The sequence below is a fragment of the Catenibacterium sp. GCM10023432 genome, assembly GCF_042651925.1.
GTDB lineage: Bacteria > Bacillota_I > Bacilli_A > Erysipelotrichales > Coprobacillaceae > Catenibacterium > Catenibacterium mitsuoka.
Genome location: NZ_JBHSEB010000083.1, coordinates 1 through 20,253, shown reverse-complemented (window position 1 = coordinate 20,253; position 20,253 = coordinate 1). Strand labels below are relative to the sequence as shown.

Here is a 20,253-nt window from a genome sequence, read left to right as displayed (position 1 = left end):
AATATCGTTACGGTATTTTTGCTGAATAAGATAACCTAAAGCAACAATTTTCTTAAAAAGAGCGAAAAAAATTAAAAAAGCATTGATTTTTGCTTTGTATTATGTATAATTGGTAATCGACGCATAGCGTCAAATGCGTGGGAGGGCTTCGGCCCAAACGAACCACAGCACGGACAATATTTTAATGGAGGTGTGTACCGTGGCAAAAAATGGTAAAAAAGTAGTAAGAATTATGAAGATCCAGTTCCCAGCAGGTGGTGCTAAACCAGGACCAGCTCTAGCAGGTGCAGGAATTCAGATGCCAAAATTCTGTACAGCATTCAACGATCAGACTAAAGATCGTCATGGTGAAACTGTACCAGTAGTTTTGACTGTTTATGAAGACAAGAGCTTTGATTTCGTTTTAAAGACAGCTCCAGCTGCTGAAATGATCAAGAAGGCTTGTGGTATCAAGAAAGCTGCAAGTGATTCAAAGCAGACTGTTGCTACTCTAAGTGCTGATAAGTTAAAGGAAATCGCAGAATACAAAATGCCAGACCTTAACGCTAATGATTTAGAAGCAGCAATGAAAATCGTTGCTGGAACAGCACGTAACATGGGTGTCAAAGTAGAAGGCTTAGACGCTTAATTAATTAGCAATCTGATGGAGTTGAATTCCGTCATTACAGTGGGAGGTCTATCCGTTAAGACCACTTAAGGAGGAAAGAAAATGTCAAAAAAAGGAAAGAAATATGTAGAAGCTGCTAAGCAGATTGAAGCTGGCAAGCTATACTCAATCGAAGAAGCAATTGAATTAGTCAAGAAGACTACTACTGCTAAATTCGATGCAAGTGTTGATGTTGTATTCAAGTTAAACCTTGATACTAGACATGCAGATCAGCAGTTACGTGGAGCTATCGTGCTTCCTAACGGAACTGGTAAAACAAAGAGAGTTTGTGTTATCGCTGAAGGTCCAAAGGCTGAAGAAGCTAAAAACGCTGGTGCTGACGTAGTTGGCGGCCAGGATATCTTAGATGAAATCGCTAAGGGATGGTTAGAGTTCGATGTTATGATCGCTACTCCTGATCAGATGCCTAAGCTTGGTAAATTAGGACGTATTTTAGGTCCTAAGGGATTAATGCCTAACCCTAAGACTGGTACAGTAACTATGGATGTTGCTAAAGCAGTTAATGAATCTAAAGGCGGTAAAGTTAATTATAGAACTGATAAAGATGGTAACGTACATCTTCCAATCGGTCGTGTATCATTCGACAGCGCTAAGCTAGTTGAAAACTATGAAGCTATCCATGCTTTATTATTAAGAATGAGACCTTCAGTAGTTAAGGGAACTTACGTTAAGAACTGCGTAGTTTCATCTACAATGGGTCCAGCAGTAAAAGTTGCTGCTTAATTATTAATGCCGCAATCAATATACCGTAGACAGTAACTGACGCAAGTCTCAATTTGTTACCGAGGGATATTGTCATGTATGAATGACAAACTCCTAGGTAATCTAGGAGTTTTTATATAACGAGTATATTGTTGCAATAAAATTTTTATGGAGGTGTAACAATGGCTAACGAAAAAGTATTAGTCGCTAAACAGGCAGTCATCGACGAAATCGCTGATAAGCTAACTAACGCTCAGTCAGTAGTAGTTGCTGAATACCGTGGCTTAACTGTTGATGAAGTTACTGAACTTCGTCGTGCTTTAAGAGCTGAAAATGTAGAACTTAAAGTTTATAAGAACAAATTAGCTCTTCGTGCTACAGAAGCTTGTGGTAAACAGGAATTAGATGAATTCTTAACTGGTCCAAACGCTATTGCATTTGGTCATGATGACGCTGTTGCTCCAGCTAGAGTACTAGCAAAATTTGCTAAGGATCACGAAGCTCTTGTAATCAAGACTGGAATCGTTGAAGGCAAATTGTTGAGCAAAGAAGAAGTTATGGAACTTTCAAAGTTACCAAACAAAGAAGGTATGTTATCAATGTTATTGGCTTGCTTAAAGGCACCAGTATCAAAAGTTGCTAGAGCTGTTAAGGCTGTAGCTGACAAAGAAGCAGAAGGATCTGCAGAAGAAGCAGCTCCTGCAGAAGCAGAAGCGGCTGCTTAATATCGAAATAAAGGAGAATATTAAAATGGCAAAGTTAACAACTGATGAAATCTTAGCTTACTTAGAAGAAGCTACAATCTTAGAATTAAATGAATTAGTAAAAGCAATCGAAGAAAAATTCGACGTTACAGCTGCTGCTCCAGTTGCAGTTGCTGCTGCTGCTGAAGAAGAAGGACCTGCTGCTAACGTAACAGTAATCCTTAAGGAAGTTGGACCTACAAAGGTTAAAGTTATCAAGGCTGTTAGAGAAATCACTGGTTTAGGACTAGTTGATGCTAAGGGCTTAGTTGACAAGGTTCCATCTGAAATCAAGAAAGACGTACCAGCTGAAGAAGGTGCTAAGTTAAAGGAAACTTTAGAAGCTGCTGGTGCTGTTGTTGAATTAAAGTAATTTAATACAAACACAATTATAAAAGCCCTATCTTAGGGCTTTTTTCTTATGAGGAATGAGAATGTCACACTATTATACAAATGATGAAATAGAAAGCAGACCTTCAATGATTCATTTTGATTTTCAAGGACATTCTATTGATTTTCATAGTGACCGTGGTGTTTTCTCTAAGGATAATGTAGATTTCGGTTCAAGAACTCTACTTGACACCGTTAATCTAGAAGGTGTAAAATCTGTACTAGATGTTGGATGTGGATATGGTGCATTAAGTATCAGCCTGAAGATGGTTTATCCAGATGTGACATTTGATATGGTAGATGTCAATAGACGTGCAATGGATCTTGCAAAGCATACAATTGAAGATTATCATCTTGAAGATATGCATGTTTATGAAAGTAATGCATATGATCAAGTAGAGAAGAGTTTTGATATGATCATCTCTAATCCGCCAATTCGTGCAGGCAAGAATGTTGTGACGACTATTCTTAAAGAAAGTTATTCACACTTAAATAAGAATGGCCGTCTTGTGATTGTAATTCAAAAGAAGCAGGGTGCACCAAGCGCTAAGAAATGCATGGAAGAAGTTTTTGGAAATGCGGAAATATTGAAGCGAAATAAAGGCTATTATATAATTCAATCAATTAAATAATGATAATTAGGGAAATTGTATAAATTTCCCTTTTTGGGTTGACACAAAAGTACCCTTGTGCTAGTATACTAAAATGCCTACTCATGTATAAAAGCAGGTCATTTTTGACCCTTTTTAGCTTGCAGATAGAGATTAAAAAAGGAGTGGAACGGATTTTGGAAAAGAATGTAAGAACTGCAGAAAGCCGCATTAAGCGACGCAATTATTCTCGTATTAGTGGTTCTTTGAAACTACCTAACCTTGTCGAAATTCAGACAGATTCATTTAAGTGGTTTCAGGAAAAAGGTATAAGAGAAGTATTTGAGGATATTTATCCTATCACAAATTTTAACGACACTTTATCATTGGAGTTTGTTGACTGTCGTTTTGATGAGCCTAAATATGATGCAGATGAAAGTAAAGAAAGAGATGCAATCTATGCAGCTCCTTTGCGTGCTACTTTACGTCTTGTAAACAAGAAAACTGGAGAAATCAAGACAAGTGAAGTATTTATGGGTGATTTCCCATTAATGACAGATTCAGGTACATTTGTTATTAATGGTGCAGAACGTGTTATCGTTTCACAGTTAGTTCGTTCTCCAGGAGCTTATTTTGGTAATGGAACAGACAAGATCGGTAAGACTGTCTTCAATGGACAGGTTATCCCATCTCGTGGTACTTGGCTTGAATTTGAAAATGATGCCAAGGATGTTCTAAATGTTCGTATTGACCGTCAGAAGAAGATTCCAGGTACTATTCTTTTACGTGCTCTAGGACTTTCTTCAAATGAAGATATTATTGAAGTTTTCGGAGAACACCAGTTCCTCTACAATACATTTGAAAAGGATCCAACACATAACACTGATGATGCGTTGATGGAAATTTATAGTAAATTGAGACCGGGTGAACCAGCTACTTTAGATGGTGCTAACTCTTTACTATTTGCGCGTTTCTTCGATCCAAAGCGTTATGATTTAGCAAAAGCAGGTCGTTTTAAGCTTCGTAAGAAATTAAGCTTATTAGATCGTATTGCTGATCGTGTTCTTGCTGAAGATGTTGTTGACGTTGATGGTAACGTTGTAATGACAGAAGGTACTAAGATCACTAAAGATAAACTAGAAATCTTAAAGCCAGTATTTGAAGCGGGTGCACATACAAGAGAAATCAAAACAAATGAAAATATGCATTCTAACCACACTATTCAGGTTTTAGATGTATATACAGATGAATCAAAATCTATCAAGATGAGAGTAATCGGTACTGATCTTTCACTAGATAGTAAGTTTGTCACTATTTCAGACTTTATTGCTGCATATTCTTATATGCTTAACCTTGTTGATATCTATGATTCTCAGGACTTAGCAGCTGAAGACAGAGTGTCTTTAATGAGCCGCATTGGTTTATTAGATGATATCGACCATTTAGGTAATAGACGTGTTAGAACTGTTGGGGAATTAGTTCAGAACCAGTTCCGTATCGGTTTATCACGTATGGAAAGAGTAGTTAAGGAAAGAATGTCTTTAGCTGAAGATGATTCTATGACTCCACAGTCATTAACAAACATTCGTCCATTAACTGCTGCCATCAAAGAATTCTTTGCAAGTTCACAGTTATCTCAGTTCATGGACCAGATTAACCCACTTGCTGAATTAACAAATAAGAGACGTCTTTCTGCCTTAGGTCCTGGTGGTTTATCAAGAGACCGTGCAGGTTATGAAGTACGAGACGTCCATCCATCACACTATGGTAGAATCTGTCCAATCGAAACACCAGAAGGTCCTAACATCGGGTTGATTTCTACACTTGCATCTTATGCAAAAGTAAATGAATATGGATTTATTGAAACTCCATATCGTAAAGTAAATAACTGCGTTATTGATGAAGATGATATTCGTTATTTAACAGCAGATGAAGAAAAGAACTATATTATTGCTCAGGCAAAAGTTAAGACTGATGAAAATGACCGTATCATTGATGAACAGGTTATTTCACGTCATTTAGGTGAAAACATTATGGCTAAGCCAGAAGAAATCGATTTCATCGATATCTCGCCTAAACAGATCGTATCAGTTGCATCTTCATGTATCCCATTCTTGGAAAACGATGATGCGACTCGTGCCCTCATGGGATGTAACATGCAGAGACAGGCTGTACCTCTATTAAATCCACATGCTCCTTATGTAGGAACAGGTATGGAGTTCCAGGCTGCAAGAGACTCAGGTGCTGCAGTTGTTGCTAAAGAAGAAGGAACTGTTAAATATGTTGACGCTAAGAAGATCATCGTTGAAGGTGAAAGCGGCGAAAAGACATATAAGTTATTAAAGTTCACTGTATCTAACGCTGGTACATGTATAAACCATCGTCCAATTGTTATGGCTGGTGATCATGTTCTTAAGGGTCAGGTTCTTGCTGATGGACCAGCTATGGAACAGGGTGAACTAGCTTTAGGACAGAATGTTCTTGTAGGTTTCATGACATGGAATGGTTATAACTACGAAGATGCTGTCATCATGAATGAAAAGCTTGTTAAAGAAGACTACTATACTTCTATCCACATTCAGGAATATACAATTGAATGTCGTGATACTAAGTTAGGTCCTGAAGAAATTACTAGAGATATTCCTAACGTAGGTGAAGATGCACGTTCTAACTTAGACGAAAACGGTATTATCCGCGTTGGTGCTGAAGTTAAGGAAGGTGACATCTTAGTTGGTAAAGTAACTCCTAAGGGACAGGCAGAATTATCTGCAGAAGAAAAACTATTATTAGCTATCTTTGGTGAAAAATCTAGAGAAGTTAAAGATAACTCATTAAGAGTACCACATGGTGGTTCTGGTATCGTTCATCGTATCAGAGTATTTACTCGTAGAGGTAAAGATAGAAAAACTGAAAACAAGTATGGTGAAGCAAACTCACTTGCTTATAAGGAAGTTGAAAGAGACGATTTACAGCCAGGTGTAAATAAAGTCATCAAAGTATATATCGTTCAGAAGCGTAAGATTTCTGAAGGGGATAAGATGTCAGGTAGACACGGTAACAAGGGTGTCATCTCTAAGATCTTACCAACAGAAGATATGCCTCACTTACAGGACGGTACTCCACTTGATATCATGCTTAACCCATTAGGTGTACCATCTCGTATGAACATCGGTCAGGTATTAGAATTACACTTAGGTTATGCTGCTAGACAGTTAGGCGGTCAGTATTTCGCAACTCCAGCTTTTGATGGTATCAATTCTAAGGACTTAGAAAATATCATGAAGGAAGCTGGTATGCCAGAAAATGGTAAACAGAAAGTTATTTCTGGTAAAACTGGTGAATATTTCGATAACGAAGTATCAGTTGGTATCATGTACATGATCAAGTTATGTCACATGGTTGATGATAAGTTACATGCGAGATCAGTTGGTCCTTACTCACTTGTTACTCAGCAGCCACTTGGTGGTAAAGCTCAGAACGGTGGTCAGAGATTCGGGGAAATGGAAGTATGGGCACTTGAAGCTTATGGTGCAGCATATACATTGCGTGAAATCTTAACAGTTAAGTCAGATGACGTTGTAGGACGTGTTAAGACTTATGAAGCAATCGTTAAGGGACAGAAGTTACCTGAACCAGGATTACCTGAATCATTCAGAGTATTAAAGAAAGAATTACAGGCATTGGCATTAGATATTCGTCTATTAGATGATGAAGGTAATGAAATCAATGTAGGTAATATTGAAGATGAAGATCGTCGTTTCCCTCGTTCATTCGATGCGCCTAAGAAGCCAAAAGAAGATGAAGAAAATGATGAAAAAGAAGATGAAGAAGTTGACACTCGCGAAGAATTCGTTGCCGAAGGTGAAGATGATATCGTAGAAGACAGCTTCGATGATGATGAAGCTCCAGAATCAGTCGATGATATTATCGAAGGATTATTTGGAAAAAGCGGTGAGGAGGAAGAATAATGGCAGAGAATAATAATTTTTCAGCAATTCAGATCGGTTTAGCCTCTCCTGAGAAGATTCGTGAATGGTCATATGGCGAAGTCAAAAAACCTGAAACAATCAACTATCGTTCACAGAAGCCTGAAAAAGACGGTTTATTTTGTGAAAGAATCTTTGGTCCAACAAAGGACTGGGAATGTGCTTGTGGTAAATATAAGAAAGTAAGATATAAAGGTGTTGTCTGCGACCGTTGTGGTGTCGAAGTTACTCGTTCTTCAGTAAGAAGAGAAAGAATGGGTCATATCGAATTAGCAACTCCAGTTGCACATATCTGGTATTTAAAGGGCGTTCCATCTCGTATGGGACTCATCCTTGATATGTCTCCTAAACAGTTAGAAGAAATCATCTACTTCGTATCTTATGTTGTTACTGATAAAGGTTCTACACCACTTGAATACAAGCAGGTATTATCTGAAAGAGATTATCGTAGCTGTGTTGAAAAGTTCGGTGGTCAGTTCCAGGCTAAGATTGGTGCAGAAGCAATCAAAGTATTATTACAGAAGGTTGACTTAGATGCTGAACTTGAAGATGTAGAAAATCAGTTAAAAGAAGCTCAGGGTCAGAAGAGACAGAAGTTATTAAAGAGACTTGAAGCAATTGATGCATTCAGAAGCTCTAATAACCAGCCAGAATGGATGATTATGGATGTTCTTCCAGTTATTCCACCTGATTTAAGACCAATGCTTCAGCTTGACGGTGGTCGTTTTGCGACAAGTGACTTAAACGACTTATATAGACGTGTTATCACTCGTAACAACCGTTTAAAGAAATTATTAGAATTAGGTACACCTAGCATCATCGTACAGAACGAAAAGCGTATGCTTCAGGAATCTGTAGATGCTTTAATCGATAATGGTAGACGTTCTAAACCTATTACAGGAGCTGGAGGAAGAGCATTAAAATCTCTTTCACACACACTTAAAGGTAAGCAGGGACGTTTCAGACAGAACTTACTTGGTAAGCGTGTAGACTACTCTGGACGTTCAGTTATCGCCGTAGGACCTACATTAAAAATGTACCAGTGTGGTATTCCAAGAGAAATGGCTGTTAACTTATTCAAGCCATTCGTTATCTCTGGATTAGTAAGAAACGAATTAGCAACTAATATCAAAGCTGCTGAACGTATGATTGATAAGATGGATGATAAGATCTGGCCAATCGTTGAAGATGTTATCAAACATCATCCAGTATTACTTAACCGTGCCCCTACATTACATAGATTAGGTATCCAGGCTTTCGAACCTAAACTAGTAGAAGGTCGTGCAATCCGTCTTCATCCATTAGCTTGTCCAGCGTTCAATGCCGACTTCGATGGTGACCAGATGGCCATCCATGCACCACTAGGTGAAGAAGCAATTCAGGAAGCAAGACAGTTAATGCTTGGTTCTAGAAATATCCTTGGTCCAAAAGATGGTAAACCTATCGTTACTCCGTCACAGGACATGGTGCTTGGTAACTATTATTTAACAACAGAAAAAGCAGATCAGATTGGTGAAGGTACAGTATTCGCAGATGTGAACGAAGTATTAATGGCTTACTACAATAAGACTGTTAACTTACATACAAGAATTGCGATTCGTGCTGCTGCTTTAAAGAATAAGACATTCACTGAAGAACAGAATAACATGTATTTAGTCACTACAGTTGGTAAGATCATCTTCAACCAGATTTTTGAAGGTGAATTCCCATACTTAAATGACCCAGATAAGGCAAGCTTAAAGGCTACTCCAATGAAGTACTTCTTACCTTATGGTACAGATATCAAGGCTCATATCAAAGCTCAGCCTTTAATTAAGCAGTTCACTAAGAAGACTCTTGGAGCCATCATCGATGAATACTTCAAGATTTGTCCAATTGATGAAATCCATGTCATGCTTGATAGACTAAAGAACCAGGGATTCTATTATTCAACTATCGCTGGTATTACAGTATCTGCTTATGATATTCAGATTCCTCAGGATAAATATCATTTATTCGATGATGCTGATGAACATCTTGAAGTAATTAAGAAGTTATACAACAAAGGTAAATTAACAGAACATGAACGTTATACAGCCGTAATCAAATTATGGAATGACGTTAAAGAAAAAGTTACTGGTATCGTTAAAGAAGAATTCGAAGCTGACCGTGATAACCCAATCTTCATCATGTCAGATTCAGGTGCCCGTGGTAACATCTCTAACTTCACTCAGCTTGTAGGTATGCGTGGATTGATGAGTAACCCTAAGGGTGAAACTATCGAACTTCCTATCAAGTCTGCCCTTCGTGAAGGTTTAACTGCATCAGAATTCTTCATTTCTACACATGGTGCTCGTAAAGGTTCTACAGATACAGCCTTAAAGACTGCCGATTCAGGTTACTTAACAAGACGTCTTGTCGATGTAGCACAGGAAGTTATTATCACAGAAGACGATTGTCATACTGATAAGGGATTCGAAGTATCTGAATTAATTAATACAGCTGATGGTAACGTCATCGTACCATTAGTTGATAGACTTGTTGGTCGTACTTCATTAAAGGATATTTGTGATCCAGCAACTGGTGAAATCATTGTCCACGCAAATGAATTAATGACTGAAAAATCAGCAAAAGCTGTTGCTGATGCTGGTATCAAGACAGTTGAAATTAGAAACATCTTCGGATGTAAATCTAAGACAGGTATCTGCCGTAAGTGTTATGGTCTAAACTTAGCAACTGGTCAGGAAGTATTACTTGGTGAAACAATCGGTATCATGGCTGCACAGTCAATCGGTGAACCAGGTACTCAGCTTACAATGCGTACATTCCACATGGGTGGTGTTGCCGGTGACGCCGATATCACTCAGGGTCTTCCTCGTATCCAGGAATTGTTTGAAGCACGTGTTCCAAAGGCTAAATCAATTATTTCTGAAATCAATGGACACGTTTCATCAATTACTACACAGGGTGATCATAACAACCAGCGTTCAGAAGTTACTGTCGCAAATGATCTTGAAACTAAGACTTACTTAACACCAATTGGTGCAAAAGTAGCTGTTTCAGAAGGAGATATTGTTGAACCAGGTGATAAGATCACAGAAGGTTCTATCTCTCCAAAAGAATTATTATCTGTTGCATCTGCAGAAGCAGTAGAAAAATATATCTTAAAAGAAGTACAGCAGGTATATAGATTACAGGGTATCGAAATTTCTGATAAGCATATCGAAATCATCATTCAGCAGATGATGAGAAGAATGAAGATTGTAGAAGGCGGCGATACAGCTGCATTACCTGGATCACATGTTTCAGTTAAGAACTTCACTGAATTAAATAGACAGGTTCTTAAGGAGGGTAAACGTCCAGCTGTTGGTAGACCAATCTTACTTGGTATCACTAAGGCTTCATTAGAAACAGATTCATGGTTATCAGCTGCATCATTCCAGGAAACTACGAGAATTCTTACTGATGCTGCAATCAGAGGTAAAGTAGATAAACTTAAGGGTCTAAAGGAAAATGTTATTATCGGTAAGCTATTACCAGCAGGTACTGGCTTAAGAGGACCTTTAAAATCTGAAGAAACAATCAAGAAAGAGGAAGAAGAAGCTCTTCAGCAGGCTGAACTTGAAAAATCAAGAGAAGAAGCTGAAAACTTCACGCCTGACTCTGCAATGTTTGATGAAGAAGAAGAATTTGTAACTTCTCATCATGACGCTTAATTTATAAGAAACACTATGGACCTGTGTCCATAGTGTTTTCATATATAAGGAGAAACGTTAGGAAATTTAAAAACAAGGTGGTAGTTGTTACTGGTGGGGCTCATGTTATAGGACAAGCCATAGTAGAGGATTTTAGAAAAGAAGGAGCAGTCATTGAAGTAATCGACAAGACAACGGGTACTTATTTTGTGGGGGATATAGGCAATAAAGAAACATTAGAAGCATTTAGTTCTTATGTGTTAGGATGCATAGCCATATTGATTATCTCATTAATAATGCTTTACCTATAATGAAAGGTATTGATGAATGTAGTTATGCAGAGTTTCAATACGATTTATCTGTTGGAGTCACTGCTCCATTCTATCTTACAAAGCTATTCAAGGACTCATTTTAATAAAGATGCAGTTATTGTTAATTTTTCGTCTTCTAGAGACCGTATGAGTCAAGCTAATACAGAAAGTTAAACTGCTGCAAAAGGAGTCATAAAGGCCTTTACACACGCTCTCATGATGAGTCTAAGAGGTCATGGAAAAGTTAATTCTATTTCACCAGGATGGATTGATACTCGTGGTAATACATACATCGGTCCTGATGCATATCAACATTCATCTAGAAGAGTAGTAAATCCCCAGGACATATCATCTATGGTTCTATTTCTATGTTCATTTCAAGCATCATTTATCAACGGTGAAAATATCTGTATTGATGGAAGAATGACCAAACAGATGATTTATCATGAAGATACGGGCTGGTATTTTGATAAATAAATATCCCAAATATATAAAAAAATTAAAAAAAGTTGTTGACGAGGACTTTTATTTGTCATATACTGACAAAGGTGTCCGTTGAGGGCACATATATAAAAACAAATTTGTGAAACACCCGGAGTTGTGTGTTAGAATTAGAAAGGAGAAAATCATGCCTACAATTAACCAATTAGTAAGAAAAGGACGTAGCGAAAAGACTAAAAAGGGAAAGTCTCCAGCTTTAAATAGAGGTTTCAACTCATTAGCTAAAAAACCAACTAATGATAATTCACCTCAGAAGCGTGGCGTTTGTACCCGTGTTGCTACAATGACACCAAAGAAGCCTAACTCAGCTTTACGTAAGTATGCCCGTGTTAGATTATCAAATGGATTAGAAGTTACAGCTTACATTCCTGGTATCGGTCATAACCTACAGGAACACTCTGTTGTATTAATTCGTGGTGGTCGTGTTAAGGACTTACCAGGGGTTCGTTACCATATTATCCGTGGTACTATGGACTGTGCTGGTGTTAAAGATCGTATGCAGAGCCGCTCATTATACGGAGCTAAAAAGCCTAAGAAATAAATTGTTAAATTAATAAAATAGAGAGAGGAGAATTTGCCGATGTCTAGAAAAGGACGTATTGCTAAAAGAGATGTTTTACCTGATCCAATTTACAATAGTAAAACAATCACTAAGCTTATTAACAACATCATGTTAGATGGTAAAAAAGGTGTTGCTCAGAACATCTTATATGAAGCATTCAAAAAAGTTGAAGAAAAGACTGGAAAGCCAGCTATGGAAGTATTCGACGCAGCTATCAACAACATCATGCCAGTACTTGAATTAAAGGTAAGACGTGTTGGTGGTGCTAACTACCAGGTACCAGTTGAAGTAACACCTGAAAGAAGAATGACTTTAGGTTTAAGATGGTTAACTAACTATTCTCGTTTGAGAAACGAAAATACAATGGTTGATCGTTTAGCTAACGAAATTATCGATGCTTCTAACGGTACAGGTGCTGCTGTTAAGAAGAAAGAAGATACTCATAAAATGGCAGAAGCTAACAAAGCTTTCGCACATTTCCGTTGGTAATATCTTTATTACATATAAATTAAAAGAAAATGTATTTGAAAGGAGAAAATTATGGCTCGTGAATTTCCATTAGAAAAAACACGTAATATCGGTATCATGGCTCACATCGATGCTGGTAAAACTACTACTACTGAACGTGTTCTTTACTATACAGGTAAAATCCATAAAATTGGTGAAACTCATGACGGTGGATCTCAGATGGACTGGATGGTACAGGAAAAAGAACGTGGTATCACTATCACTTCTGCTGCTACTACAGCTCACTGGAAAGGATATCGTATTAACATCATCGATACACCAGGCCACGTAGACTTCACTGTAGAAGTTGAACGTTCATTACGTGTACTTGATGGTGCCGTTACAGTACTTGACTCTAAAGCAGGTGTAGAACCTCAGACTGAAACAGTTTGGAGACAGGCTACTACTTATGGCGTACCAAGAATTGTTTTCTCAAACAAGATGGACGCTACTGGTGCTGATTTCATCATGTCACTTAACTCATTAAATTCAAGATTAGGTGCTAATGCCGTTGCATTACAGTTACCTATCGGTGCTGAAGATACATTCGAAGGTGTTATCGACTTATTAAAGATGAAAGCTATCTATTTTGATGGTGTTGAAGGTATCGATGTAGTCGAAAAAGAAATCCCAGCTGAATATGTTGATCAGGCTGAAGAATATCATCAGAATTTATTAGAAGCTGCTGCTTCATTTGATGATGATTTAATGATGCAGATTCTTGAAGGTGAAGAACCTGCAATCGAAGATGTTAAAGCTGCTATCCGTAAGGGTACAATCGCTGTAGAATTATTCCCAGTTCTTTGTGGTTCTGCTTACAAAGATAAGGGTGTACAGCCAATGCTTGATGCTGTAGTTGACTATTTACCAGCTCCAACTGACATCCCTGCAATCAAGGGTGTTGATGCTGATGGTAACGAAGTTGAACGTCATGCATCTGATGAAGAACCATTCTCAGCTTTAGCATTCAAAGTTATGACTGACCCATTCGTAGGTAAGTTAACTTTCTTCCGTGTATACTCTGGTACTGCAACTGCTGGTTCATATGTATTGAACTCAACAAAAGATAAGAAGGAAAGACTTGGTCGTATCTTATTAATGCATGCTAATACACGTAAAGAAATTGAAGAAGTTTATGCCGGTGATATCGCTGCTGCAGTAGGTTTCAAGAACACTACAACTGGTGATACTCTTTGTGCGGAAAACGATTTCGTTATCCTTGAAAAGATGGAATTCCCAGAACCAGTTATCGAATTAGCAATTGAACCTAAGACAAAAGCTGACCAGAACAAACTTGGTGAAGCATTAGTTAAATTAGCTGAAGAAGACCCAACATTCAGAACATCTACAAACCCTGAAACTGGTGATACTATCATCGCTGGTATGGGTGAATTACACCTTGATGTCATCGTTGACAGATTAAAGAGAGAATTCCATGTAGAAGCAAACGTTGGTGCTCCTCAGGTTGCTTATAGAGAAACTATTACTCAGGCTGCTGAATGTGAAGGTAAATACATTAAACAGTCTGGTGGTCGTGGTCAGTACGGTCACGTTTGGATCAAGTTCGAACCAAATGAAGGTAAAGGATTTGAATTCGTTGACGCTGTTGTTGGTGGATCAGTTCCAAGAGAATATATCGGTTCTGTAAAAGTTGGTCTTGAAGACGCTTTAGAAACTGGTATGATCGCTGGTTACCCAGTACTTGACGTCAAGGCTACATTATTCGATGGTTCTTACCATGATGTCGATTCATCAGAAATGGCATATAAGGTAGCTGCTTCTATGGCATTAAAAGCTGCTGGTAAGAAGTGTGCTCCAGTAATCCTTGAACCAATCATGAAGGTAGAAGTAACTGCACCTTCTGAATACTTAGGAAGCGTTATGGGTGATATTTCATCTAGACGTGGTATGATCGATGGTCAGGAAGAAAGAGGTAACGCTGTAATGGTTGAAGCTTCTGTACCTCTAGCTGAAATGTTCGGTTATGCAACAGACTTAAGATCATTCACACAGGGTCGTGGTAACTATACAATGCAGTTCGACCGTTATGAACCTGTTCCTAAATCAATCAAGGAAGAAATCATTAAAAAGAACGGCGGAAAATAAGAATAACTATGATTTTTATTGCAATTATCAATAAAATCTATTAAAATAGTTATGTAAAATTTTAGAATTATATAGGAGGATAACCTTAAATGGCTAAGGAAAAATTTAACCGTGAGAAAACTCACGTAAATATTGGTACTATCGGTCACGTTGACCATGGTAAAACTACTTTAACAGCTGCTATCACTACTGTATTAGCTAGTGAAGGTCAGGCTAAAGCTATGGACTATGCTGCAATCGATGCTGCTCCAGAAGAAAAAGAACGTGGTATCACAATCAACACTGCACACGTTGAATATGAAACTACTCATCGTCACTATGCACACGTTGACTGTCCAGGCCATGCTGACTACATCAAGAACATGATCACTGGTGCTGCTCAGATGGATGGTGCTATCTTAGTAGTAGCTGCAACTGATGGACCTATGCCACAGACAAGAGAACATATCTTATTATCTCGTCAGGTTGGTGTTCCATACATCATCGTATTCTTAAATAAGTGCGATATGGTTGATGACGAAGAATTAATCGACTTAGTAGAAATGGAAGTTCGTGATTTATTATCTGAGTACGACTATCCAGGAGATGACACTCCAATCATCCGTGGTTCTGCATTAAAGGCTCTTGAAGGTGATCCACAGTGGACTCCTGCAATCCATGAATTATTAGATACTATGGATTCTTATATCCCAGATCCAGCTCGTGAAACTGATAAGCCATTCTTAATGCCAGTTGAAGACGTATTCACAATCACTGGTCGTGGAACAGTTGCTACTGGTAGAGTTGAACGTGGTCAGTTAAACCTTAACGATGAACTTGAAATCATTGGTATCCATGAAACTCAGAAGACTGTTGCTACAGGTATCGAAATGTTCAGAAAGTTACTTGACTACGCTTTAGCTGGTGATAACATTGGTGTTCTTTTAAGAGGTATCAACAGAGACCAGATTGAAAGAGGTCAGGTATTAGCTAAACCTGGTTCAGTACATCCACATAAGAAATTCAACGCTCATGTTTATGTATTAACTAAGGATGAAGGTGGACGTCATACTCCATTCTTCGGTAACTATAGACCACAGTTCTATTTCAGAACTACTGATATCACTGGTGTTATCGAATTACCAGAAGGAACTGAAATGGTTATGCCAGGCGATAACGTAGAATTCACTGTAGAATTAATTCACCCAATCGCTATCGAAAACGGTACTAAGTTCTCTATCCGTGAAGGTGGACGTACTGTAGGTGCTGGTAACGTAACTGAAATCATTGAATAATTTTAGTTCATTAGACTGTTGACTTATGTCAGCAGTCTTTTTTTTTTATTATTTTATTAGAAATGATATGCGCTTACATTGTGCTTTTTTATCAAATCACTTCATTTGTAAATTGATAAATGACTAACGGTCAACTAAAATGACTACTAGTCATTAGGTAGATGACAGAAAGGAAAGGATAATATGATTAAAGCAGAATGGAAAAACATTGCGAAAAGTACTTGGCTTAAAATCGTACTTTGTGCAATTATGATCATTCCAATGATTTATGCTTGTGTTTTCTTAGGTTCTATGTGGGATCCATATGGTAAAACAGATCAGCTTCCAGTAGCCGTTGTTAATAACGATAAAGAAGTTGAATATAATGATTCTACTATGGATATTGGTAAACAGTTAAGTGATAAACTTGCGAAGAATGATTCAATGGATTTCAATATTGTTTCTTCTAGTAAAGCACAGAAAGGTTTAAAAGATGGAAAGTATTACATGGTAATTACTATTCCTGAAAACTTCTCTAAAAATGCGACGACATTATTGGATGATGATCCACAGACAATGATGCTCACATATACAACAAATCCACAGACAAACTACATTGCAACTAAGATGGATGATTCAGCAATGGCTAAAGTAAAAACTGAAATTTCATCAACAGTGACTAAGACTTACTCTAAGATCTTATTCAAGAATGTAAAAACATTAAGCAAAGGATTTAAAACAGCCGCAGATGGATCACAGAAATTAAGTGATGGTGTCAATACGGCGAAAGATGGTAATGCAACTATTACAGAAAATTTGAATACACTTGCTTCAAGTGCATTAGTATTCAATGATGGTGCTGATTCTTTAGTGAAGGGATTAAGTGCTTATACTAAAGGTGTCTCTACAGCGAAAGCTGGTGCACAGCAGTTAGATAACAACAGTGCCACTTTAAACAATGGTGCTGCTCAGTTAAAAGCTGGTAGTTCACAATTATTAAGCGCTGTTCAGGCAGCTGAAAAGCAGTTAGGTGATGGAATTAATGCAAGTGCTGGTCAGTTAAATACTTTAACTTCTAGCAATAAACAGATAGCAGAAAGTTCTAAACAGTTATCTGCAGCATTAACTCAGATCCAGGGTGCTATTGATAGTAATAACTTAGTAGAAAATGATGCCCAGGCAGCTAAGAAAGTTGACGGTATGATTTCTACACTATCTACTACTATCTCAACAATGAATAACAATGCGGCTCAGTTAAATCAGTTAGCTGCAGCGGAAAAGAAACAGGCTGAACAATTACAGGCAACCCAGCCACAGGCCGCTCAAGAATTAATATTGAAGGCTACAAGTCATGCAACTCAGGCTGCTACATTACAGCAGGTTGCATCTCAGTTATCATCTAGTATCAATACAGATGATTTAAAACAGTTATCTACATTGTTAAATGGTAATGCAGCTGTATTAAAGAATCAGACTGCAGCCAATGCTAAAACTCAGCAGTTATTAGCAAGTTCACAGCAGTTAGCAACTGCCAATAACACAGCAGTTGGTTCATTAGTAACTAACCTAAAGACTGTACAGGCTAGTATGAAGGGTACTTCTACTTCCGTTGGTATGGTTGGTGCAGTAAGTCAAATTGATAATGGCTTAAACACATTACAGAGTGGTTTAAAGACTTACACAGGTGGTGTTAAACAGGTTAATAATGGTTTAGGCACACTTGCTTCAAACAATGCCACATTAAATAGTGGTGCTTCACAGTTAGCTGAAGGCGCATTAAAGATCAGTTCTGGATCTAACCAGTTGGCAGCAGGTTCTGCAACATTAGGCGAAGGATTAACTACTATCGGTGACGGAACTAATACACTTACAAGCAGCTTAAAAGATGCTTCTAAGAAGAGTAATATCAAATCTACTAACAAGACATACAGACAGATGTCTTCTCCAGTAGATACAGAAAAGAAAGAATTAACAAATATGCCAAATAACGGACATGCGATGGCTCCTTATATGATGAGTGTTGCATTATATGTTGCATGTATGGCATTAAGTTTAATGTATCCATTTGGTAAAGGTATGACTACAACTGATAGCCCAGTTAAGTTCTTACTTGCGAAAGCAACAGTTATGGTTCCATTATCAATTGTACAGGCATTAATCTTATACTTCAGTTTAAAAGGATTCTGCGGATTTACTCCTGCAAGACCAGGATTATGTCTCACATTTATGCTCTTATTATCACTTGCCTTTATGGCATTCATCGCATTCCTTGCAATCGCGTTTGGCCGTATTGGTGAATTCATTGCATTGATCTTCATGGTATTCAACCTTGGTGCTTCAGCTGGTACTTATCCACTTGAAACTGCACCACATTGGTATAAAGTATTACATCCATTCGTTCCATTTACATATAGTGTTAATGGATTTAGATCAGTGATTGCCAACGCTACTGCAGTTCCTGTAACAGAAATCTTATTCTTTGTTGGTTTACTTGTTGTATCTGTTATCTTAACTTACTTATTTGTAAGACGTAGAAGTAAAACACATAAAGTATTCCTTCCAGAAGTATTTGATGGAGAATGTTAATGAGATGGGTAGAAATACCCATCTTTTTTTATGCTCTATAAGGATTTTGTGAGACTTTTCTTAATTGGTTTCATTTTTATATCCATTTGATATAATGGAAGTACTTACTAGAATAGGAGATTATATGATGAGTAAATTATTCTTTTTTGATATAGATGGTACATTAATAGATTGTAATCAGGATATTTATGAAATCACACCTGAAACATTCCGCACTTTAGATAAATTAAAGGAGGCTGGACATGATGTGTTCTTATCAACAGGTAGATGTAAGTGTTTTATAGTAGATGGTGTTATGAAATACCCATTTTCTGGTTATGTAACATGTAATGGTGCTTATGTAGAGTATAAAGGTAAATGTGTTTATAAGAATGTAGTTCCTGCAGAAGCGATTAAAGCAACTATGGATCTTTGTGAAAAATACCATTTCAATTATTATTTTGAAGGTAATGATTATATTTATGTGAGAGATTCAAAAGATCCTGTTCATCAGGCATTTGCGAATAACTGGGGTATGAAAGAAGAAACTATCATTGATTCGTTTGATTATAAGAATATAGAAACTTATATCGGAATGATTGTCGTTAATTCAAAAGATGATATTCCAGTCATGGTAGAAGCTTTAAGTCCTTATTTTGATGTTCAGAGACATCAAAGTGATCGCTCTTTTGATTTAACCTTAAAGGGATCATCAAAAGCAGTAGGAATTAAGGAATTTATAAAGGTATTAGGGAGAGATATCAATGATACAATCGCTTTTGGTGATGGACGTAATGATATCGAAATGATCGAGGAAACAGGATTAGGCATTGCGATGGGAAATGCAGTACCAGAACTTAAATCAGTCGCAAAGTATATTACAACGAATATTGAAGAAGAAGGAATTACAGCCGCTTGTAAGCACTTTAATTATATTTCAGACTAATTTTGTTATATTATGAAGTGGACTAATTCTATTATATTATGAAATGGTATTGAAATTGCTTACAAGAATTGATATAATAGAAGCACAGAGGAAATCTGGAATTGTTGTTAAAGGAGAATTAAAATGGACGAACAGGAACAGACAGTCATTAACTTAATCGTTAATGCTGGTAGCGCAAGAAGCTCAGCAATTGAAGCTATTCAGTATGCAAAAGCAGGAGATATCGAAAAGGCAGACGAATCAATTCAGACTGCTAAAGAAACAGTTAACGAAGCTCATCATGCTCAGACTGAATTAATTCAGGCTGAAATCAGAGGAGAAAAAACTCCACTTAACTTATTAATGGTACATGCACAGGATCACTTAATGTGTGCATTAGTAGTTATTGATTTAGCTCAGGAATTTATTGATGTTTATAAGAAATTAGCTTAATTTCATAAATACCAATACAGCATCCCTTCAATGGGATGCTTTTTTTCTTAAGAAACGGCAGAAACACCCACTTCGATATAGAATATAGATGGGGGGATGAATACCGTTAATACTTGAATTATCTATATCGTACGTTCGAGGGTATATAAAAGCCGTTTGGAAATCAGAATAAAAATAAATTTAATTGATTTTATGAAGCGTATAAGGGCTTAAAATGCAATATACAACAAAAAAATCAAAAAATATTCAAAAAACACTTTACAAGTGTCAGTATTTTAGGTATTATAGACAGGCAGTCCGGGAGACGGGCTGAGACAG

Annotated in this window: 15 protein-coding genes, 1 pseudogene and 1 other annotated feature; all 16 genes and pseudogenes read left to right on the top strand. The window is 37.3% G+C overall.

The window, feature by feature from the left end; all coding sequences use genetic code 11:
• Nucleotides 1–184 precede the first annotated feature (184 nt).
• A complete protein-coding gene (rplK, locus tag ACFOZZ_RS10940) occupies nt 185–628 on the top strand; it encodes a 50S ribosomal protein L11 (RefSeq protein WP_055234449.1) in 444 nt (147 codons plus the stop codon).
• 81 nt (nt 629–709) lie between these two features.
• Nucleotides 710–1,390 (top strand): 50S ribosomal protein L1, encoded by a 681-nt coding sequence (gene rplA / locus ACFOZZ_RS10935; protein ID WP_055234445.1) that lies wholly within the window; start codon nt 710–712, stop codon nt 1,388–1,390.
• A 5-nt stretch (nt 1,391–1,395) separates the two neighbouring features.
• Nucleotides 1,396–1,514: a sequence feature (ribosomal protein L10 leader region), on the top strand.
• Nucleotides 1,515–1,551: 37 nt separating this feature from the next.
• Nucleotides 1,552–2,094, top strand: a complete 543-nt coding sequence (gene rplJ / locus ACFOZZ_RS10930) for a 50S ribosomal protein L10 (protein ID WP_055234444.1) — start codon at nt 1,552–1,554, stop codon at nt 2,092–2,094.
• 25 nt (nt 2,095–2,119) lie between these two features.
• Entirely contained in the window at nt 2,120–2,485 is a 366-nt protein-coding gene (rplL, locus tag ACFOZZ_RS10925; RefSeq protein ID WP_006505726.1) for a 50S ribosomal protein L7/L12, read from the top strand.
• 61 nt (nt 2,486–2,546) lie between these two features.
• Complete coding sequence (locus ACFOZZ_RS10920) at nt 2,547–3,134, top strand: class I SAM-dependent methyltransferase (RefSeq protein WP_055234442.1); 588 nt, start codon at nt 2,547–2,549, stop codon at nt 3,132–3,134.
• Nucleotides 3,135–3,289: 155 nt separating this feature from the next.
• Nucleotides 3,290–7,060: a DNA-directed RNA polymerase subunit beta gene (gene rpoB / locus ACFOZZ_RS10915; protein ID WP_055289849.1), complete on the top strand. Its 3,771-nt coding sequence runs from the start codon at nt 3,290–3,292 to the stop codon at nt 7,058–7,060.
• Complete coding sequence (rpoC, locus tag ACFOZZ_RS10910; protein WP_055289847.1) at nt 7,060–10,773, top strand: DNA-directed RNA polymerase subunit beta'; 3,714 nt, start codon at nt 7,060–7,062, stop codon at nt 10,771–10,773. The genes rpoB and rpoC overlap by 1 nt, the downstream gene beginning before the upstream one ends.
• 77 nt (nt 10,774–10,850) lie before the next feature.
• A complete protein-coding gene (locus tag ACFOZZ_RS10905; RefSeq protein WP_278780833.1) occupies nt 10,851–11,063 on the top strand; it encodes a hypothetical protein in 213 nt (70 codons plus the stop codon).
• A 189-nt stretch (nt 11,064–11,252) separates the two neighbouring features.
• Nucleotides 11,253–11,540 (top strand): annotated as a pseudogene (locus tag ACFOZZ_RS10900) (SDR family oxidoreductase); the annotation flags it as partial.
• A 151-nt stretch (nt 11,541–11,691) separates the two neighbouring features.
• Nucleotides 11,692–12,105, top strand: coding sequence for a 30S ribosomal protein S12 (gene rpsL, locus ACFOZZ_RS10895; RefSeq protein ID WP_055234638.1), 414 nt, complete (start codon nt 11,692–11,694; stop codon nt 12,103–12,105).
• A gap of 39 nt (nt 12,106–12,144) precedes the next feature.
• Nucleotides 12,145–12,615 (top strand): 30S ribosomal protein S7, encoded by a 471-nt coding sequence (gene rpsG / locus ACFOZZ_RS10890; RefSeq protein ID WP_006505720.1) that lies wholly within the window; start codon nt 12,145–12,147, stop codon nt 12,613–12,615.
• Nucleotides 12,616–12,666: 51 nt separating this feature from the next.
• Nucleotides 12,667–14,739 carry an elongation factor G gene (fusA, locus tag ACFOZZ_RS10885; RefSeq protein WP_278780834.1) on the top strand — a complete coding sequence of 691 codons (2,073 nt, stop codon included), beginning with the start codon at nt 12,667–12,669 and terminating at the stop codon, nt 14,737–14,739.
• Nucleotides 14,740–14,828: 89 nt separating this feature from the next.
• Nucleotides 14,829–16,013, top strand: coding sequence for an elongation factor Tu (gene tuf, locus ACFOZZ_RS10880; RefSeq protein WP_055234642.1), 1,185 nt, complete (start codon nt 14,829–14,831; stop codon nt 16,011–16,013).
• Nucleotides 16,014–16,196: 183 nt separating this feature from the next.
• Nucleotides 16,197–18,578 carry a YhgE/Pip family protein gene (locus tag ACFOZZ_RS10875; protein WP_376815241.1) on the top strand — a complete coding sequence of 794 codons (2,382 nt, stop codon included), beginning with the start codon at nt 16,197–16,199 and terminating at the stop codon, nt 18,576–18,578.
• A 127-nt stretch (nt 18,579–18,705) separates the two neighbouring features.
• Nucleotides 18,706–19,503: a Cof-type HAD-IIB family hydrolase gene (locus ACFOZZ_RS10870; RefSeq protein ID WP_278780836.1), complete on the top strand. Its 798-nt coding sequence runs from the start codon at nt 18,706–18,708 to the stop codon at nt 19,501–19,503.
• 123 nt (nt 19,504–19,626) lie between these two features.
• Complete coding sequence (locus ACFOZZ_RS10865) at nt 19,627–19,935, top strand: PTS lactose/cellobiose transporter subunit IIA (protein WP_006505715.1); 309 nt, start codon at nt 19,627–19,629, stop codon at nt 19,933–19,935.
• Nucleotides 19,936–20,253: the final 318 nt, after the last annotated feature.

Coding starts and splice junctions, on each gene's coding strand:
- rplL (WP_006505726.1), top strand. CDS start 2,120: ATGGCAAAGTTAACAACTGATGAAATCTTAGCTTACTTAGAAGAAGCT.
- ACFOZZ_RS10865 (WP_006505715.1), top strand. CDS start 19,627: ATGGACGAACAGGAACAGACAGTCATTAACTTAATCGTTAATGCTGGT.
- rpsG (WP_006505720.1), top strand. CDS start 12,145: ATGTCTAGAAAAGGACGTATTGCTAAAAGAGATGTTTTACCTGATCCA.
- ACFOZZ_RS10920 (WP_055234442.1), top strand. CDS start 2,547: ATGTCACACTATTATACAAATGATGAAATAGAAAGCAGACCTTCAATG.
- rpoC (WP_055289847.1), top strand. CDS start 7,060: ATGGCAGAGAATAATAATTTTTCAGCAATTCAGATCGGTTTAGCCTCT.
- fusA (WP_278780834.1), top strand. CDS start 12,667: ATGGCTCGTGAATTTCCATTAGAAAAAACACGTAATATCGGTATCATG.
- rplK (WP_055234449.1), top strand. CDS start 185: ATGGAGGTGTGTACCGTGGCAAAAAATGGTAAAAAAGTAGTAAGAATT.
- tuf (WP_055234642.1), top strand. CDS start 14,829: ATGGCTAAGGAAAAATTTAACCGTGAGAAAACTCACGTAAATATTGGT.
- rpsL (WP_055234638.1), top strand. CDS start 11,692: ATGCCTACAATTAACCAATTAGTAAGAAAAGGACGTAGCGAAAAGACT.
- ACFOZZ_RS10870 (WP_278780836.1), top strand. CDS start 18,706: ATGAGTAAATTATTCTTTTTTGATATAGATGGTACATTAATAGATTGT.
- rplA (WP_055234445.1), top strand. CDS start 710: ATGTCAAAAAAAGGAAAGAAATATGTAGAAGCTGCTAAGCAGATTGAA.
- ACFOZZ_RS10875 (WP_376815241.1), top strand. CDS start 16,197: ATGATTAAAGCAGAATGGAAAAACATTGCGAAAAGTACTTGGCTTAAA.
- rplJ (WP_055234444.1), top strand. CDS start 1,552: ATGGCTAACGAAAAAGTATTAGTCGCTAAACAGGCAGTCATCGACGAA.